Origin of the sequence: Xanthomonas arboricola pv. juglandis, from assembly GCF_001013475.1 — a bacterium.
In the GTDB taxonomy this organism is placed as follows: domain Bacteria; phylum Pseudomonadota; class Gammaproteobacteria; order Xanthomonadales; family Xanthomonadaceae; genus Xanthomonas; species Xanthomonas arboricola.
Genome location: NZ_JZEF01000001.1, coordinates 180009 through 196523, shown reverse-complemented (window position 1 = coordinate 196523; position 16515 = coordinate 180009). Strand labels below are relative to the sequence as shown.

Below are 16515 nucleotides of genomic sequence, written 5' to 3'. Positions count from 1 at the left end.
CGGGCTCCGGCGGCGAAGCCAAGTCACCCCGGAATCGCTCAGATCGCTTGCCAGGCCTGGGACTGCAGGGCCTGCTCCAGCAATGGCAGCTGCGCGCCCCGCGCCGGCCATGACGCCGATCCGGCTTGCACGATCGCCTGCTGACCGCGCGCGTTGCAGCTGAACGCGCCATCGAAGCTGCCCAGTTCGCTCAGCATGACCGGGCGAAACTCCTGCTGGATACCGAGCGTTTGCAGGCCTGCCTGCAGCAGACGCTGCTGGGTGCCGGGCAGCGCCGGCCCTTGCGGCCACACCACCCTGCCCTGCTGCCACACGCCCAGATTCCAGAAAGTGCCTTCCAACAGATGCTCGTGCGCGTCGATCAGCAATGCATCGTCGTAGCCGGCCGCCATGGCCTGGCGACGCAGATGCAGCAGCGCGAAGGTGCCGACATGCTTGTGGCGGGGTTGCTCGCGCACATGATGGACCGGCTGCACGCGCAGCGCAGTGGCCGGCGTTCGGGCTGCAGGCGCGATGGAGATCAGCACATCGAGTGCAAGCTGGCGCGACGGATCGCGCAGGTCGAAATCCTGCGCAAACACGGTGATGCGCACGCTGGCGTCTTCGCGGTTCGCAGACGACAACGCAGCGCGCAACTGGGCGCGCAGGCATGCCTCGTCGATCGATGCACCGAACAAGGCAGCGCCGTCGTGTTGCAGCCGCTGCAGATGCAGGTCCAGCCCGCGTACCGCACCGGCGCGCACCTGCAGCGTGGTGAAGTGGCCGTAATTGATCAATGCGGCCGCGCCCAACTGCTGCGCTGTCGCCACTGCGCCGTTGCAGAAGATCAGCGGCACAACAACGCCTGTGTTTCAGCCCACCACTGGGTTAGCAATTGCGCGGCAGGCTGGGCAGGTGCCATCCAGGCCGATTGGCCGGCCCAGGCCTGCATGGCATCCAGGCGGTTGTCGCGCGCGGCGGCCTGACGCATCGGTGCGGTCAGCGCGCGCTGCACCGGATACGGCGCCGGCACCGGCGCCTCTGCGGCAATGGCAGCACGCACATAGGGCGTCGCGAGTGCACGCCCTAGCCGACCGGAAAATGCACGGGTCGGTTGGGTCTGTTCCGGCTCGGCCTGGGCCAGGGCGTCGGCCCAGGCACTGGGCAGCGCCGCCTCGGGCGTGCGCAGCAGGCCGGTACCGATCTGCACGGCGCTCGCGCCCAGCGTCAGCGCCGCGGCAATGCCGCGCGCATCGGCGATGCCGCCTGCGGCGATCACCGGAAGATCTAGGTGATCGACCAAACGCGGCAACAAGGCGAACAACCCGGTCATCTGCCGCTCCGCCCGACCGGCGTCGAACGCACCGCGATGCCCACCGGCCTCGGCACCCTGCGCAACCACCGCATCGGCACCGGCCGCCTGGGCCGCACGCGCTTCGTCCAGCGTGGTGGCGCAGGCGAACCAGGCAATGCCGGCACTTTTCAGCCGCGCAACCTGATCGGGCCGAAACACGCCCATGATCGATGAGGCCACGGCAGGCCGCGTAGCGAGCAAGGCCTCGAACTGGGCATCGAAGTCGGCCGGCGTTGCATCGCCCGCCGCCTCGGGCACCGGCGGCCCCCACTGCGACAGAAACGCGCGCATGCGCGCCTCCGCAGCGGCGTCGCGCACCGGTGCCGGATCGGGAATCCACAAATTGACCTGGGCAGGCCCGGCACTCGCTTCACGAAACGCCGTCATCCACGCCACGATGTCCTGCGGCTGCGACAGCACGGCGCCCATCGCGCCCATGCCGCCGGCATCGGCAACGGCCGCCGACAACGGCACCGGGCAGGCACCGGCCATGGGGCTGAGCAGGATGGGAAGGCCTAAACCAAAACGCCGCTGGAAGGCGTCGATCTGCGAAAACGAACCCATCGTGCGCGGCCTGAAGTGATGACGCGTCATGCGCGAGTTCAACGCCACGCGTGCCTGTCGAAGGACTTACCGCGCGCGTCGCCGATTGAAACTCAACGGAACGGCATGCCGCCGCGGCCGCCCATGGCGCCCATCATGCCCTTCATATTGCGCATCAGGCCCTTCATGCCGCCGCCGGCCAGCTTGCCCATCATCTTTTCCATCTGCTGGTACTGCTTCATCAGCTTGTTGACGTCGGCCGGCTGCATGCCGGAGCCGCGGGCGATGCGGGCGCGGCGCGAGCCGTTGAGCAGGGCCGGGTTGCGGCGCTCCTTCTTGGTCATCGAATTGATGATCGCGATCATGCGCGGCACTTCCTTGCCGGTGACCTGCTGCTTGACGTTGTCCGGGATCTGGCCCATGCCCGGCAGCTTGTCCATCAGCCCATGGATGCCGCCCATGTTCTGCATCTGCTCGAGTTGTTCCTTCATGTCGTTGAGGTCGAACTTCTTGCCTTTGGCGACCTTGGCGGCGAGCTTGGCGGCCTTTTCCTGGTCGACGCTGTGCTCGACCTGCTCCACCAGCGACAGCACGTCGCCCATGTCCAGGATGCGGCTGGCGACGCGGTCGGGATGGAACACGTCCAGGCCGTCGGTCTTTTCGCCGGTACCGACGAACTTGATCGGCTTGCCGGTGATGTAGCGCACGCTCAACGCGGCGCCGCCACGGGCGTCGCCGTCGGTCTTGGTCAGCACCACGCCGGTCAGCGGCAGCGCCTCACCGAAGGCCTTGGCGGTGTTGGCCGCGTCCTGGCCGGTCATCGCATCGACCACGAACAGGGTTTCGGTCGGGTTGACCGCGGCGTGCAGCGCCTTGATCTCCTCCATCATCGCCGCATCGATCGCCAGGCGGCCGGCGGTATCGACCAGCAGCACGTCGGCGAACGACTTGCGCGCATCGCTGATGGCGGCGCGCACGATGTCGACCGGCTTCTGCGAGGCGTCGGACGGGAAGAACAGCACGCCGACCTGCTCGGCCAGGGTCTTGAGCTGCTCGATCGCGGCCGGACGGTAGACGTCGGCCGAGACCACCATGACCTTCTTCTTGCGCTTTTCCTTCAGGTGCTTGGCGAGCTTGCCGACCGTGGTGGTCTTGCCCGCGCCCTGCAGGCCGGCCATCAGGATGATCGCCGGCGCCGGCACGTTGAGGTTGAGGTCGGTGGCGGCCGCGCCCATCACGGCGGTCAGCTCGTCGCGAACGATCTTGATCAGCGCCTGGCCCGGGGTCAGCGACTTGAGCACTTCCTGACCGACCGCGCGCACCTTGATGCGCTCGATCAGCGCCTGTACCACCGGCAGCGCCACGTCGGCTTCGAGCAACGCGATGCGCACTTCACGGGTGGCTTCGCGGATGTTCTCCTCGGTCAGGCGGCCGCGGCCGCGCAGGCGCTCCATGGTGCCGGAGAGACGTTGGGTAAGGGACTCGAACATGCGCAAGGGACCGCGTGAGGGGAAACGGGCGTCGATTATAGCGGCACCGGCCAGCCGGCCGCCCCAGCGGCCGCCAGCGCCCGACCGGCAAAGCCAGATCAGCGAGCAGCCTCACCAACGCGCACGGCCAACCAGCGCAGCAGCGCCAGGACAGGAACGGCAACTGCGGTGCCAGCAGGTAGCCCCTGCCCGCTCGCGCTCCGCCCCCAGCACGCCAGCCCACCTCCAGCCCCGCAGCTCGCAACTGCTTTTCCCGATTCCCGATTCCCGATTCCCGATTCCCGATTCCCGATTCCCGAATCCCGAATCCCAGCCCCCAATATGCGAAACTTCCACGATGACAATCGTTCTCATCGCGTTCGCCTTGTATCTGCTGGCCACGGCGCTGCTCACCCGCTCGGTGCTGCGCGATGGCAACCAGGCGCCTGCCCGCTGGCTGATCCCGGCACTGGCGGCCGTGGCGCTGCACGCCGGGTACCACGTGCTGGTGGCGCTGCGCACCGCCGGCGGGCCGGACATGCATTTCTTCGCGGCGCTATCGCTGTGCGGCCTGGGCATGGCCGCGCTGACGGCGGTGTTCGGCGCGCGCGGGCGCATGGCGGCGGTGGGCGTGGTGGTGTTCCCGCTGTCGGCGATCTTGCTGGCCTGCTATCACGCTTACGGCCACGAACCGAGCTCGGACCTTGGCTGGCGGCTGGAACTGCACGCGTGGATGGCACTGCTGGCCTATGCCACGTTGGGCATCGCCGCGTTGCTGGCGATCATGCTGTGGCTGCAGGAGCGCGCCCTGCGCCGGCGCGATTTCCATACCTGGCTGCGCGCGCTGCCGCCGTTGACCGAGCTGGAGACGCTGCTGTTCCGCACGATCACCGTCGGCTTCGTGCTGTTGAGCCTGACCCTGCTGACCGGCCTGCTGTTCGTGCAGGACTTCCTGGCGCAGCGGCTGCTGCACAAGACCGTACTCAGCATCCTGTCGTGGATCGTGTTCGGTGCGCTGCTGATCGGGCGCTGGCGCAATGGCTGGCGCGGCACCAAGGCGGTGCACTGGACGCTGACCGCGATGGCGCTGCTGGTGTTGTCGTTCTTCGGCAGCAAGTTCGTGATCGAACTGGTGCTGGGGCCGCGCTGATCGCGTTGGCTCCAGGCCCGTCCAGGCCCCGCCGTCGCCACACCGCCCGCGCTCAGGCGTCCAGCGCAGCGCTCACCGCCGCCCACGGCTGATCCGGCCCCGGGCTGGCGAAGTGATAGGCGATGCGGCGGCGGTAGACCTGCCCGGGCCGCAGGATCGTCGACGGGAAATTGGGGTGGTTGGGCGCGTCCGGGTAGTCCTGCGGCTCCAGGCAGACGCCACGGCCGAGTCCGGGATGGTGGTCGTCCAGATGCTGGCCTTCGTAGAGTTGCACCGCCGGTGCGTCGCTGCTGATGCGCAGCGCCACGCCACTGTGCGGCGAGTACAACTCGGCAACGCAATCGGCTCCGGCGGCCAGCACCAGGCATTGGTCGTAGCCCTTGCCGAGTACCACCTGCGGGTGCGACGGATCGATCGTGTCGGCCAACGCCGCAGCATGGCGGAAATCGAACGGCGTGCAGGCGACGGAGGCGATTTCGCCGGTCGGGATCGATTCGGCATCCACCGGCAGATAGCGATCTGCCGGCACCCGCAGCACCTGCAGCGCGGCGCGCCGATGCGGGTCACCGGATAAATTGAAGTACGGGTGATGCGTGAGGTTCAACGCGGTGGCGGCATCGCAGTGCGCCTCGAAGTCCAGCTGCAGGCTGCGTCCTTGCAGGTGCAGCCGCGCACGCACCTGCAGATTGCCGGGATAGCCTTCTTCGCCATCGGGCGAGTCGTAACCGAGCAGCACCTGGTCCGGCGCCTGCTCCAGCACGCTCCACACGCGCCGACCGAAGCCGCGCAGGCCGCCGTGCAACTGGTTGCGCCCTTCGTTGGCCGCCAGCGTGTGGGTGACCCCATCCAGCGTGTAGCGAGCGCCGGCGATGCGGTTGCCGTAGCGGCCGACCAGGATATTGAGGCTGTCGCCATCGGCGGCGTAGGCCGGCAGATCCGGCAATGCCAGCAGCAGCGGCACCACCGCGTGCTCGGTGGTCAGCCGCAGCGCATGCAGGATGCCGCCGTAGGTGAGCACCTCCGCCTCCAGCCCGGCAGTGCTGCGCAGCGTGAGCGCGTGGACTTCGACACCGTCTGGCAACTGCCCGAACACTCGCTGCATGGATCGTCCTGCCGATACTGGAAGCTGGCGAGCATAGCGGGGGAGCGCGGTCGCCGACCATGCCCCGGCGCACATCCTGGCGTGCGACGTGATGACCATGTCGGCGAGACCTGCGCCAGCCCTGGCTGATTGATCGCGATGCAGCGACAACCTGCCATTGCAGGCACTAGGCTAGCGACGCGCCCGCCACGCAGCGGCGTGCGCCCCCTCGATCGATCAGCACAGGAGCGCCAAGCCGATGCAGTGGATTTCCCCCGCCTTGCGAATCTCACCCGGACGGCTGTTGCAGGCTGTCGTTGGCGCGGCCTTGCTCGCCAGTGCGCTTACCGCTCCTGCGGCCGAGGTAAAGGTGACCGGCACGCTGCGCGTGGACCAGCCCGGTGCACAGGTGTCGCGGCAGCTGTTCGGCCAGTTCGCCGAGCATCTGGGCACCGGCATCTACGGCGGGGTGTGGGTCGGCGAGGACTCGGCGATTGCCAATACGCGCGGCTATCGCAACGATGTGCTGGCAGCGTTGAAGGCGATTGCGGTGCCCAACATCCGCTGGCCCGGCGGCTGTTTTGCCGACGAATACCATTGGCGCGATGGCGTCGGTGCGCCGGCCAAGCGCCCGGTCAGCGTCAACACGCACTGGGGCGGCGTGGAAGAGTCCAACCGCTTCGGCACGCACGAGTTCATGGACTTCACCGAACTGCTCGGCACCCAGGCCTATATCGCCGGCAATGTGGGCAATGCGGCGCCGGACGAGATCGCGCAGTGGGCCGAATACATGACGGCACCGACCCGCTCGAGCCTGGCCAACGAGCGCCGCGCCAATGGCCGCGACGCACCGTGGCAGGTGCCCTACTTCGGCGTCGGCAACGAGCTGTGGGGCTGCGGCGGCAACATGCGCGTCGAATACGCGGCCGACGTCTATCGGCGCTACCAGACCTTCGTCAAGGCGCCGGCCAATCAGAAGATCCTCAAGATCGCGCCCGGCCCCAACAACGACGATTACCACTGGACCGAGGTGATGATGCGCGAGGCCGGCACGCTGATGGACGGCCTGAGCCTGCATTACTACACCGTGCCAGGTGGCTGGCCACCGCGCGCCTCCTCCACCGACTTCGACGAAGCCGCCTGGATCGACACGCTGTCGCGCACGCTGGTGATGGACGAGCTGATCCGCAAACACAGCGCGATCATGGACCGCTACGACCCGGGCAGGAAAGTCGCGCTGGTGGTGGACGAATGGGGCACCTGGTACGCCGGGCTGCCGGATGCGAACCCGGGCTTCCTGCATCAGCAGAACACGCTGCGCGATGCACTGGTGGCGTCGTTGAACATCGACATCTTCAGCGCACATGCCGAGCGCGTGCGCATGGCCAATATCGCGCAGATGGTCAATGTGCTGCAGGCGATGATCCTCACCGACGGCGACAAGATGGTGCTGACGCCCACCTACCATGTGTTCGCGCTGTACAAGCCCTACCAGGACGCCACCCAGCTGCCGTTGCGCCTGCAGACACCCGAGTATCGCCATGGCGATGTCCACGTGCCCGCAGTGCACGGCTCGGCGGTCAAGGCCAGGGATGGACACGTCTATATCGCCCTGACCAATCTGGATGCGACGTCGGCCGCGAGCGCCAGTGTGCAGGTGGATGGCCTCCCGGCGCGCGGGGTGACCGGGCAGATTCTGACCGGGCCGGCGATCACTGCGCACAATACCTTTACGCAACCGCGCACAGTGGAACCCAAGGCGTTCAAGGGGGCACGCATGCAAGGCAACGCAGTGACTGTCACGCTGCCGGCGCGCTCGGTTGTGATGCTCAAGCTGGAGTGAGCGATGGCGGCGGCAGCATCAACTGCCGCCTTAGTCGTTGGTCGAGAACGACGACTGCGCAAACTGCGTCTTCAGCGTCGTTCGCTCTCAAGCAACCCGGCATCCATCAGGCATCAGCACGTCACCCCCACGTGCGCCCTGTCGAACAGAGCACGGAACCAGGCGCTCTCCAGATGTCGAATGCTGGCTACACTCCGGTTGCTGCGTGAGCCGGCGCCAGCGCGGGCTCGGCAGTACGCCATTGCACCGGCAGGCGTTCGAGCACGTGTTCCATGAAGGCGCGCACCTTCGGGGTGAAGTCGCGGCGATCGGCGACGCAGAGGTAGATCCGTAGCGGCTCCGGCAATGCCTGGGCGGTGCTGGCGAGATCGGAGACAAACAGCGGCTGCAGCTCGCCGCGCTGCAGGTAAGGTTGTACGACATAGGCGGCCAGGCGCGCGATGCCGCCGCCGGCCGCGGCCATGGTGGCGAGCGCGTCGATGTCGTCGCTGACCATCGCCTTGCCCAGTTCCGGCTGGAAGCGCACGCCATTGCGCACGAAATTCCACGGCAGGCAGCGCCCGTCGACCGGGTAACGCAACAGCAGGCAATCGTGATATTTCAAGTCGTCCGCGCCCTGCGGCGTCCCGCAGCGCGCCAGATACTCGGGCGCTGCGCAGACCACCAGCGGTACCTGGGCGATGCAGCGTGCGACCAGACCGTCTTCCAGCTGCGCTTCGATGCGCAGGCTGACATCCACGCTTTCCTGCGCGTGCTGCACGGCCCGGTCGGTGCACAGCAGCTCGATCTCCAGCTGCGGGTACTGCTGGCGCAGGGCCGGCAGCATCGGGGCGAGCACGTGCCGCGCAAAGGCTGCGGTGCTGGCCACCCGCAAGCGCCCCGCCGGCGCCTGCTGCGGCCCGGCCACCGACTGGCGCGCGCGCTCCAGGTCGCGCTCCAGCTGCCGCACTTGCTCGAAGTACAGCGTGCCGCGTTCGGTCAGCGCCAGGCTGCGCGTGGTCCGGTGCAGCAGACGCACGCCCAGGTGCTGCTCCAGTCGCGCGATGTTCTGGCTGACCGCAGCCGCACTGATCCCCAGCAACTTGGCGCCTCCGGCAATGCTGCCGGCATCGACAGTGCTGACAAAGCTACGGATGGACTGAAGAATGTTCATTGGCTAGGCAAGTATTACCAAACGATTCGTAAGTTTTTCTTACGTAAGCCGCAAGGCTACGCGATCTACCCCGCCCGCGGTGGCGTCTCTACAGTGCTTCCCATCACGCCGATCCGCGGCAACCGAGGCCACTGCATGTCGTCATCTCCCCCCTCCTCCTCATTGCTGCGCCCGCGCTGGAAACTCGGCGTGCGCACCACCCCGTTTGTGTTCGCGTTCTATATGGCCGCGATCATGGCCTTGCTGATGTGCCTGGTGATCACCGGCGCCAACACCGGCCTTGCCCCCGGCTACCTGTGGCGCGTGCTGGATGCCTACCGCATTGCGATGCCCACCGCGTTCTGCTGCGTGCTGGTGGTGCGACCGCTGGTGATACGGCTGGTGGCCTGGACGGTGCACGCCGGGCATTGAGTCCGACGTATGCGGCATGCGCGAAACGCTGCCGCGGGCAATCGTGCCGATGCATCCGCAAGGCCATCGATGTGCCGCAGCACCTGGCTTGCCGGCCACGGTGGCATTCCGATGGCGTTCCCAGCGCCGTAGCCGCTCCAGCGCCTGCCAACGCGTGCATGCGTTGGCGCTCGAAGCATCTGTCGGCTTGAACGCATTGAGCTGGACGCGCCGATGCGGTCGCGCCCGCAACGAAACATCCGCAGCCAGCTGCTGCCACGCAGCATCCGGCGCATGCAGTCTGCGACCGCCGTCATGCCAATGCTGGATTATTCCGGAATGAACACCACGGAACTGAAACGCGCCACACAATTGCTTTGACACTGAAGTAGCCGCTGCGCAGCGTCACTTCTCCATGGACGTCGGTCCACTTTTGGAGACGCACGCAATGAACACGCTACGCAGTGTCGCTGTGCAGTTCGCCCTGCTGTGCGCAGCGGCGATGCCACCAGGCGCGCACGCGCAAACCCTGGTCTGGGAAGACAACTTCAATGGCCCCGGCATCGATGGCAACAAGTGGACCTACGACGTCGGCAACGGCTGCCAGATCGGCCTGTGCGGCTGGGGCAACGGCGAGATGCAGTACTACACCAGCCGCGCCGAAAACGCGCGTATCGATAACGGCCGGCTGGTGATCGAAGCGCGACGCGAAGCGTTCCAGGGCATGCCGTTTACCTCGGCGCGTCTCAAGACCGAAGGCCGTATGCATTTCAGGTACGGCACGCTGGAGGCGCGCATCAAGACGCCGGTGGTGGGCAACGGGCTATGGCCGGCGTACTGGATGCTGGGCACCATCGGCGTGTGGCCAGGTCGCGGCGAGATCGACCTGCTGGAAGCCGGCATGGCCGCGGCTATCGCCAATGGCACCGCCAATCGCCGTATCGGTGCCGCGGTGCACTGGGACTACAACGGTCAGCAGGCCGACTACGACACCAGCTACACCAGCCCGGTGGATCTGCATGCCGACTTCCATGTGTACCGCATGACCTGGGACCCGCAGTTCATCCGCGTGTCGATCGACGGCCAGCAATACTTCGAGTTTGCGATCTCCAATATCGAAGGCGCCTCGCTGCACGAATTCCATCAGCAGCAGTATCTGCTGCTCAATCTCGCCGTGGGTGGCACCTATACCGGCATCACCTCGCCTGCGGCGGTGACCGCGCCGTTGCCGGGCAGGATGGAGATCGATTATATCCGCCTGTATCAAAACCCCGGTTCGCAACTGTATGTGGGTGCGCAACACGCAGCGCCTGCCGGGCGCTTCGGCGTGTTCACCGAGCAGGCCGATACCAGCGGGCGACTCAACTTCGGCCAGGATGCCGAGCTGTATCTGTGGAACAACCTCACCCCGATTGCGCAGGCGCCGTTCGAAGGCAGCAACGTGATGGCCTACCGCGCCAACGCCGGTGCCTGGTATGGCCTGGGCATCCAGACCGACTATCGCAACATGGCCGCCTATGCCGGCGGCGCGCTGAAGCTGCATCTGAAAACCACCACGCCATCGACCTTCAAGATCGGCATCAACACCAGCTTTGGCGACAGCTGGGTGGATTTTGCTGCGGGCAGCAATCAATACGGCCTGGTGCGCGATGGCGCCTGGCACGAGGTGAGCATTCCCTTCAGTGCGTTCTACGACCTGGATCTGCAGGCGGTCAAACAGATGTTCATGCTGGTGGCCGATCCGCCGGCTGCGCCAGTGGAGATCGCCATCGACAAGGTGTACTACCAAAGCCGTTGAGCGGCGTAGACGCAGGACTCTCGGTCACGGCCTGCGCGATTGCAGGCAGGACTTTCTGCAGCGCAGGACACACGCAGCCAACGCTCAGGCGTTGGTTGCCACGCCTTTCAACACATCGATTAGCTGACGCAGGCGATACGGTTTGGGCAGGAAATCCACCTGCGCCGGCAGCGGCGGCAATTGCGCCTTTGCAAACCCCGAGGCCAGGATGACCCGCGCCTGCGGCAGCAGCTGCGCCACGTGTTCGCTCAGTTCGATGCCCGACATGCCGTTGGGCATGCGGATGTCGCTGAAGACCACATCGTAAGGGCCGTTCTCGCGCAGCATGCGCAAGGCGCTATGGCCGTCGTCGGCGGTTTCGACGGTGATGCCTGCATCGCGCAGTGCCTCGCCGATCAGTTCGCGCAATTCCTGCTGATCTTCCACCATCAACAGACGCAGGGATTCAGTCATGCTCAGCCTCCTCGATGGCCGGGAGAAACAGGGTAACGGTGGTGCCATGGCCAGGAGCGGTATCCAGCTCGACAAAACCACCGGATTGGGACGCAAAGCCGTATACCTGGCTCAATCCCAGGCCCGAGCCCTTGCCCACGTCCTTGGTGGTGAAAAATGGCTCACTGGCGCATTGCGCCACGTGTGCAGACATGCCGGGGCCATCATCGCGCACGGCAATGCTGACGTAGTTGCGCGGCCGGCCATGCGGATCGGACGGCGCAACACGCTGCTGCACGGCCGTTTCCAGCACGATGTTGCCGCCGCCAGGCATGGCATCGCAGCTGTTGAACACCAGATTGAGCAAGGCCGCTTCCAGTTGGCCGGGGTCCACGCGGATATCGGGCAATTGCTCGGCAAACTCGAGCGACAAGGCAAGGCCGGCCGGGCAGGCACGCCGCAGCAGTTCCAGCGAGCGCGTCACCACCGCGTTGGCGCCATGGCGCTCGGGAATCAGCCGCTGCCCGCGTGCAAAGGCGAGCAGCTGGCGCGTCAGCAAGGTGCCGCGATCGACTGCCGTCTGCGCCGCTTCCACCAGCATGCGCGTGCGCGCATCGTCGCCGGCACGCAGCGCGATCAGGTCCAGGCTGGTCACCATCACGGTCAGCAGATTATTGAAATCGTGCGCCATGCCGAGCGTCAGGCGGCCCAGCGCATCCACCTTCTGCGACTGCATCAGGGCGTGCTGCGCGTGCTGCAACAGCTGCTGCGCCTGGTGCCGCTGGTCGATGTCGCAGGTGACCTTGGCAAACCCCACCAGCACGCCGAATTCCAGCACCGGCTCGATCGCTACGCTTGCCCAGAAGCGGCTGCCGTCCTTGCGCACCCGCCAGCCTTCGGTGGCAAAGCGCCCCTCGCGTCTGGCGGTGTCCAGATTGCGGGCCGGCTCGCCACCCTGCGCATCCTCTGGCAGATAGAAGCGCGAAAAATGCGAGCCAATGATCTCGCCGGCGGTGTAACCCTTGATGCGCTCGCCGCCGGGATTCCAGCTGCACACATGGCCGCCCGTATCGAGCATGTAGATCGCATAATCGGACACGCTCTGCACCAACAGCTGGCACTGCCGGCTGTCGTGAGAAAGCGGCCCCGTACTGTCGACGGCCGTTTCCGCATCCATCACGCGACTTTCCCCCGAGAAAGCGCGCGACCATAGTGACGAGTGCGTGAAGGCTGCGTGCAAGCCGACCCAGCTGCAGAGCGTCAAAATCCCGGCGATTTGCGCGTGAAAGTTATCGGCTACCATGACCGCCCTCCCTGTCCGGTCCGCGCCTTTATGCAGAACATCTCGACCACACGCGACCGCTGGGTGTGGGTGATCGCGGGGGCCCTGATGGCGGGAACGCTCGGCGTGGAATTGGTCACGCCGCTCGGCTATGCGGTGTGGCTGACCTATTTCGTCGCGGTGGGCGTGACGGTCTTCCAGAATCGCGTGCAGGTGCCTCTGGTAGTCGCCGCGCTCTCGTGCGTGCTGCTGGCAGTCGGTTTTCAGCTGGCGCCATCCAGTACCAGTTCGAGTTTTTCCTCGATCAACCGCAGCATCGGCGGGGTGTCGTTCCTGGCGATGGCGCTGGTGGTGATGCAGGCGATCCGCGCGCGCCGCCAGGCCGAACTGGCGCTGTGGCTGCAGCAGGCCGAAAACACCGTCGAAGCCAGTTTGCGCGGCGATCACAGCCCGGACGATCTGGCCAATGCTGCCGTGCGCGCGCTGTGCGACACGCTGGATGCGCAGGTCGGCGCGCTGTATCGCATCGAGGGCGAGCGCCTGCGTCTGACCGGCGGCGCCGCGCTGCCGGCCGATGCGTCCAAGACATTGCCGACCGATGCCGGCCAACTCGGCGAGGCCTTGCGTAGCGGCGCGGTGCGCCGGGTGCGCGGTGTGGAGGCCGGACATCTGCAGATCGCCTCGGGCCTGGGACGCAGCGCCTGCCAGGAACTGCTGCTGGCACCGGTCATCGCCGATGGGCGGGTGATCGGCATCCTCGAGCTGGGCCGCGCCGCTGCGCCGGGCACTGCCCGCACGCGCGAGGAAGAACTCCTCACGCGCTGCGGCGAGAACATCGGCCTGGCCTTGCGCACGGCATTGCTGCGCGCGCAGCTGGTGGCCCTGCTGGAAGAAACCCAGCGCCAAAGCGAAGAGCTGCAGACCCAGCAGGAAGAGCTGCGCGTGGCTAACGAGGAGCTGGAGGAACAAAGCCGCAGCCTGCAGCAATCGCAAAGCGATCTGGAACTGCAGCAGGCCGAGCTTGAACAGACCAACGTGCAGCTGGAAGAGCGCACCCAGGCGCTGGAAGCGCAGAAGCAGGCCTTGCTGATCGCGCAGAATCAGCTGGTGCGCAACAGCAACGAGCTGTCCACCGCCTCGCGCTACAAATCCGAATTCCTGGCCAACATGTCGCACGAGCTGCGCACGCCGCTCAACAGCGCGTTGATCCTGGCCAAGCTGCTGTCGGACAACAAGGACGGCACACTCAGCCCCGAGCAGGTGAAATACGCGCAGGCGATCCTGTCGTCCAACAACGATCTGCTGGCGTTGATCAACGACATTCTCGACCTGTCCAAGATCGAAGCCGGGCATGTGGAACTCGCCGACGAAACCGTCGCCACCAGCTCGGTGCTGCAGCGCCTGCGCGAAACTTTCGAGCCGCTGGCGCGCCAGAAAGGCCTGGCGTTGCAGCTGGCTGCCGAATCGGACGCACCGACGCAACTGGTCGTCGATAGCCAACGCCTGCAGCAGATTCTCAAGAACCTGCTGGCCAACGCGATCAAGTTCACCGAGCACGGCAGCGTCAGCCTGTCGATCCAGGCGCACACGCCGGGACGAGTGCTGTTCAAGGTCAACGACACCGGCATCGGCATCGCGCACGAACAGACCGAGGTCATCTTCGAAGCATTCCGCCAGGCCGATGGCAGCACGCGCCGTCGCTACGGCGGCACCGGCTTGGGGCTGTCGATCTCGCGCGACCTGGCCCAGCGCATGGGCGGCAGCATCCGCGTGGACAGCCAGCCCGGACGCGGCAGCTGTTTCACGCTGGAATTGCCGATCGACGGCGCGCCCGCCGAGCTGGTCACCGCAGCACAGGCCAGCGCGGGCGCGATGGCGATCGGCGCCGCGCCGTCGTTGCAATCCGCCAGTGGCACGGCCATGGCCTCGCGCCTCGATGGGCGCGCAACGGTTGCGTCCACGGGAATGCCGCTGCCGATTCCGGCAGCCGCCGCCCCGCCGCTGCAGCGCGCCGACGATGATCGCGACCAACGCACCCGTCCCGGCCGGCTGATCCTGGCGGTGGAAGACGAAGCACGCTTTGCACAGGCGCTGGTCGACCTGGCGCACGAGCTGGACTTCGATTGCGTGGTGGCGCCCAGCGCCGAAGAAGCGCTGCGCCTGGCCGCCGAACTGCGTCCCAGCGGCATCCTGCTCGACATCGGCCTGCCGGATGCGTCCGGCCTGAGCGTGCTCGAACGCCTCAAGCGCGATCCGGCCACGCGCCATATTCCGGTGCATGTGGTCTCCGCGCTGGAGCGCAGCCAGATTGCGCTGGAACTGGGTGCGGTGGGCTATCTGATCAAGCCGGCCACGCGCGAGCTGCTGGCGGGCGCGATCCGTCAACTGGAAGACACCAATGCACGCGCGGTGCGCCGCCTGCTGATCGTCGAAGACGACAGCGCGCTGCGTGCAAATCTGCAATTGCTGCTGGCGCGCGATCAGCTGGACATCATCGCAGTGGGCAGCATCGCCGAGGCGATGCAGCAGCTGGCCGGCTCAACCTTCGATTGCATGGTCACCGATCTGGCGCTACCCGACGGCAGCGGCTACGACCTGCTCGAGCGCATGGCCGGCAACGACGCAGTCGCGTTTCCACCGGTCATCGTCTACACCGGGCGCGCGCTCACCCGCGACGAGGAACAACGCCTGCGCCGCTACTCCAAGAGCATCATCATCAAGGGCGTGCGCTCGCCCGAACGCCTGCTCGATGAGGTGACGCTGTTCCTGCACAGTGTGGAAGCCTCGCTGCCCAGCGACCAGCAACGCCTGCTGCGCGAAGCGCGCCGCCGCGACGCGGTGCTGGACGGCGCCACCGTGCTGCTGGCCGAGGACGACGTGCGCAACATCTTTGCGCTCTCCAGCGTGCTCGAGCCGCTGGGCGTGACGCTGCAGATCGCCCGCAACGGCCGCGAGGCGCTGGAACATCTGGCCAAGCACGAGGTGGATCTGGTGCTGATGGACATCATGATGCCGGAGATGGATGGCCTGACCGCGATGCGCCAGATCCGCGCCGACCGCCAGTGGCAGGATCTGCCGATCATCGCGCTGACCGCCAAGGCCATGGCCGACGATCGCGAACGTTGTCTCGAGGCCGGTGCCAACGACTACATCGCCAAGCCCATCGACGTGGACAAGCTGGTGTCGCTGTGTCGGGTGTGGTGCTCGCGGCAATGAACGCGGTGGAGCTGTTCGACCTGGAGCTGCGGGTGCTGCTGGAAGCGGTCTACCAGCGCTACCACTACGACTTCCGTGATTACGCGGTGTCGTCGCTGCGCCGGCGCATGCGCCACGCGATGGCACGCCTGGAGTGCGAGCGCGTGGCCGATCTGCAGCACCGCCTGCTGCACGAACCGGACACCTTTGCGCAGGCGATGCAGTTCTTCACCGTGCAGGTGTCGGAGATGTTCCGCGACCCGGCCTACTTTCGCGTACTGCGCGAGCATGCGGTGCCGGTCTTGCGCACCTATCCGTCGATCAAGCTGTGGGTGGCCGGCTGCAGCACCGGCGAGGAAGTCTGGTCGCTGGCGATCCTGCTGCACGAAGAAGGCCTGCTGGAAAAGGCCGTGATCTACGCCACCGACATCAATCCCGAAGCACTGGGCATGGCCGAGGCCGGCGCCTTCGGCATCGACCGCATCGCGCAGTTCAGCCGCAATTACCTGGACGCCGGCGGCCGCGGCTCGCTCTCGGACTATTACACCACCGCCTACGACGGCGCGGTGTTCGATCGCCGGTTGAAGCGCAATATCGTCTTCGCCGACCACAGCCTCGCCACCGATACGGTGTTCTCCGAAGTGCACCTGGTGTCGTGCCGCAACGTGCTGATCTATTTCAACCGCAGCCTGCAGGACCGTGCCGTGGGCCTGTTCCACGATGCATTGGTGCACCGCGGGTTCCTGGGCCTGGGCAGCAAGGAGTCGCTGCAGTTCGGTGCGCATGCGCAGGCGTTCGAAACCGTGGCACGCGAGCAGCGCCTGTTCCGCAAGGCGGCGGCATGAA

At 66.4% G+C, this 16515-nt stretch carries 13 protein-coding genes; 6 read left to right on the top strand and 7 right to left on the bottom strand.

The genetic code is table 11. The features are described from left to right. Positions 1-38: 38 nt before the first annotated feature. From XARJCFBP2528_RS00770 to ffh, 3 genes are all read right to left on the bottom strand, one after another. Positions 39-836: an aminotransferase class IV family protein gene (locus XARJCFBP2528_RS00770; protein ID WP_047124192.1), complete on the bottom strand. Its 798-nt coding sequence runs from the start codon at positions 834-836 to the stop codon at positions 39-41. Next, entirely contained in the window at positions 827-1897 is a 1071-nt protein-coding gene (locus XARJCFBP2528_RS00765; RefSeq protein ID WP_047124191.1) for an NAD(P)H-dependent flavin oxidoreductase, read from the bottom strand. The genes XARJCFBP2528_RS00770 and XARJCFBP2528_RS00765 overlap by 10 nt, the downstream gene beginning before the upstream one ends. 92 nt (positions 1898-1989) lie before the next feature. Further along, positions 1990-3366 (bottom strand): signal recognition particle protein, encoded by a 1377-nt coding sequence (gene ffh / locus XARJCFBP2528_RS00760; protein WP_016901489.1) that lies wholly within the window; start codon positions 3364-3366, stop codon positions 1990-1992. 337 nt (positions 3367-3703) lie between these two features. Here ffh and XARJCFBP2528_RS00755 point away from each other — a divergent pair, with 337 nt between their 5' ends. Continuing rightward, the gene (locus XARJCFBP2528_RS00755; protein WP_016901491.1) at positions 3704-4495 is read left to right on the top strand and encodes a cytochrome C assembly family protein; all 792 of its coding nucleotides are present in this window, start codon (positions 3704-3706) and stop codon (positions 4493-4495) included. Positions 4496-4547: 52 nt separating this feature from the next. Here XARJCFBP2528_RS00755 and XARJCFBP2528_RS00750 read toward each other — a convergent pair whose 3' ends face one another. Continuing rightward, a complete protein-coding gene (locus tag XARJCFBP2528_RS00750) occupies positions 4548-5597 on the bottom strand; it encodes an aldose epimerase family protein (protein WP_047124190.1) in 1050 nt (349 codons plus the stop codon). A gap of 238 nt (positions 5598-5835) precedes the next feature. On the opposite strand from XARJCFBP2528_RS00750, the gene XARJCFBP2528_RS00745 reads away from it, so the two are divergent. Further along, a complete protein-coding gene (locus XARJCFBP2528_RS00745; protein ID WP_047124189.1) occupies positions 5836-7419 on the top strand; it encodes an alpha-N-arabinofuranosidase in 1584 nt (527 codons plus the stop codon). Positions 7420-7606: 187 nt separating this feature from the next. Here the strand turns inward: XARJCFBP2528_RS00745 and XARJCFBP2528_RS00740 are convergent, their stop codons facing one another. After that, entirely contained in the window at positions 7607-8572 is a 966-nt protein-coding gene (locus XARJCFBP2528_RS00740; RefSeq protein WP_047124188.1) for a LysR family transcriptional regulator, read from the bottom strand. 135 nt (positions 8573-8707) lie between these two features. Here XARJCFBP2528_RS00740 and XARJCFBP2528_RS00735 point away from each other — a divergent pair, with 135 nt between their 5' ends. Both XARJCFBP2528_RS00735 and XARJCFBP2528_RS00730 read left to right on the top strand, forming a co-directional pair. After that, complete coding sequence (locus tag XARJCFBP2528_RS00735; RefSeq protein ID WP_039528493.1) at positions 8708-8983, top strand: DUF2798 domain-containing protein; 276 nt, start codon at positions 8708-8710, stop codon at positions 8981-8983. Between the two features lie 427 nt (positions 8984-9410). After that, positions 9411-10760 carry a glycoside hydrolase family 16 protein gene (locus XARJCFBP2528_RS00730; protein WP_047124187.1) on the top strand — a complete coding sequence of 450 codons (1350 nt, stop codon included), beginning with the start codon at positions 9411-9413 and terminating at the stop codon, positions 10758-10760. Between the two features lie 84 nt (positions 10761-10844). On the opposite strand, the gene XARJCFBP2528_RS00725 is transcribed toward XARJCFBP2528_RS00730, so the two are convergent. After that, on the bottom strand, positions 10845-11213 hold the full coding sequence (locus XARJCFBP2528_RS00725) for a response regulator (RefSeq protein WP_024938072.1): 369 nt from the start codon (positions 11211-11213) through the stop codon (positions 10845-10847). Then, positions 11206-12369 (bottom strand): PAS domain-containing sensor histidine kinase, encoded by a 1164-nt coding sequence (locus XARJCFBP2528_RS00720; RefSeq protein WP_047124186.1) that lies wholly within the window; start codon positions 12367-12369, stop codon positions 11206-11208. The genes XARJCFBP2528_RS00725 and XARJCFBP2528_RS00720 overlap by 8 nt, the downstream gene beginning before the upstream one ends. Positions 12370-12525: 156 nt before the next feature. On the opposite strand from XARJCFBP2528_RS00720, the gene XARJCFBP2528_RS00715 reads away from it, so the two are divergent. After that, a complete protein-coding gene (locus XARJCFBP2528_RS00715) occupies positions 12526-15690 on the top strand; it encodes a response regulator (RefSeq protein WP_047124185.1) in 3165 nt (1054 codons plus the stop codon). Further along, positions 15663-16514: a CheR family methyltransferase gene (locus tag XARJCFBP2528_RS00710; protein WP_180973865.1), complete on the top strand. Its 852-nt coding sequence runs from the start codon at positions 15663-15665 to the stop codon at positions 16512-16514. The genes XARJCFBP2528_RS00715 and XARJCFBP2528_RS00710 overlap by 28 nt, the downstream gene beginning before the upstream one ends. Position 16515: the final 1 nt, after the last annotated feature.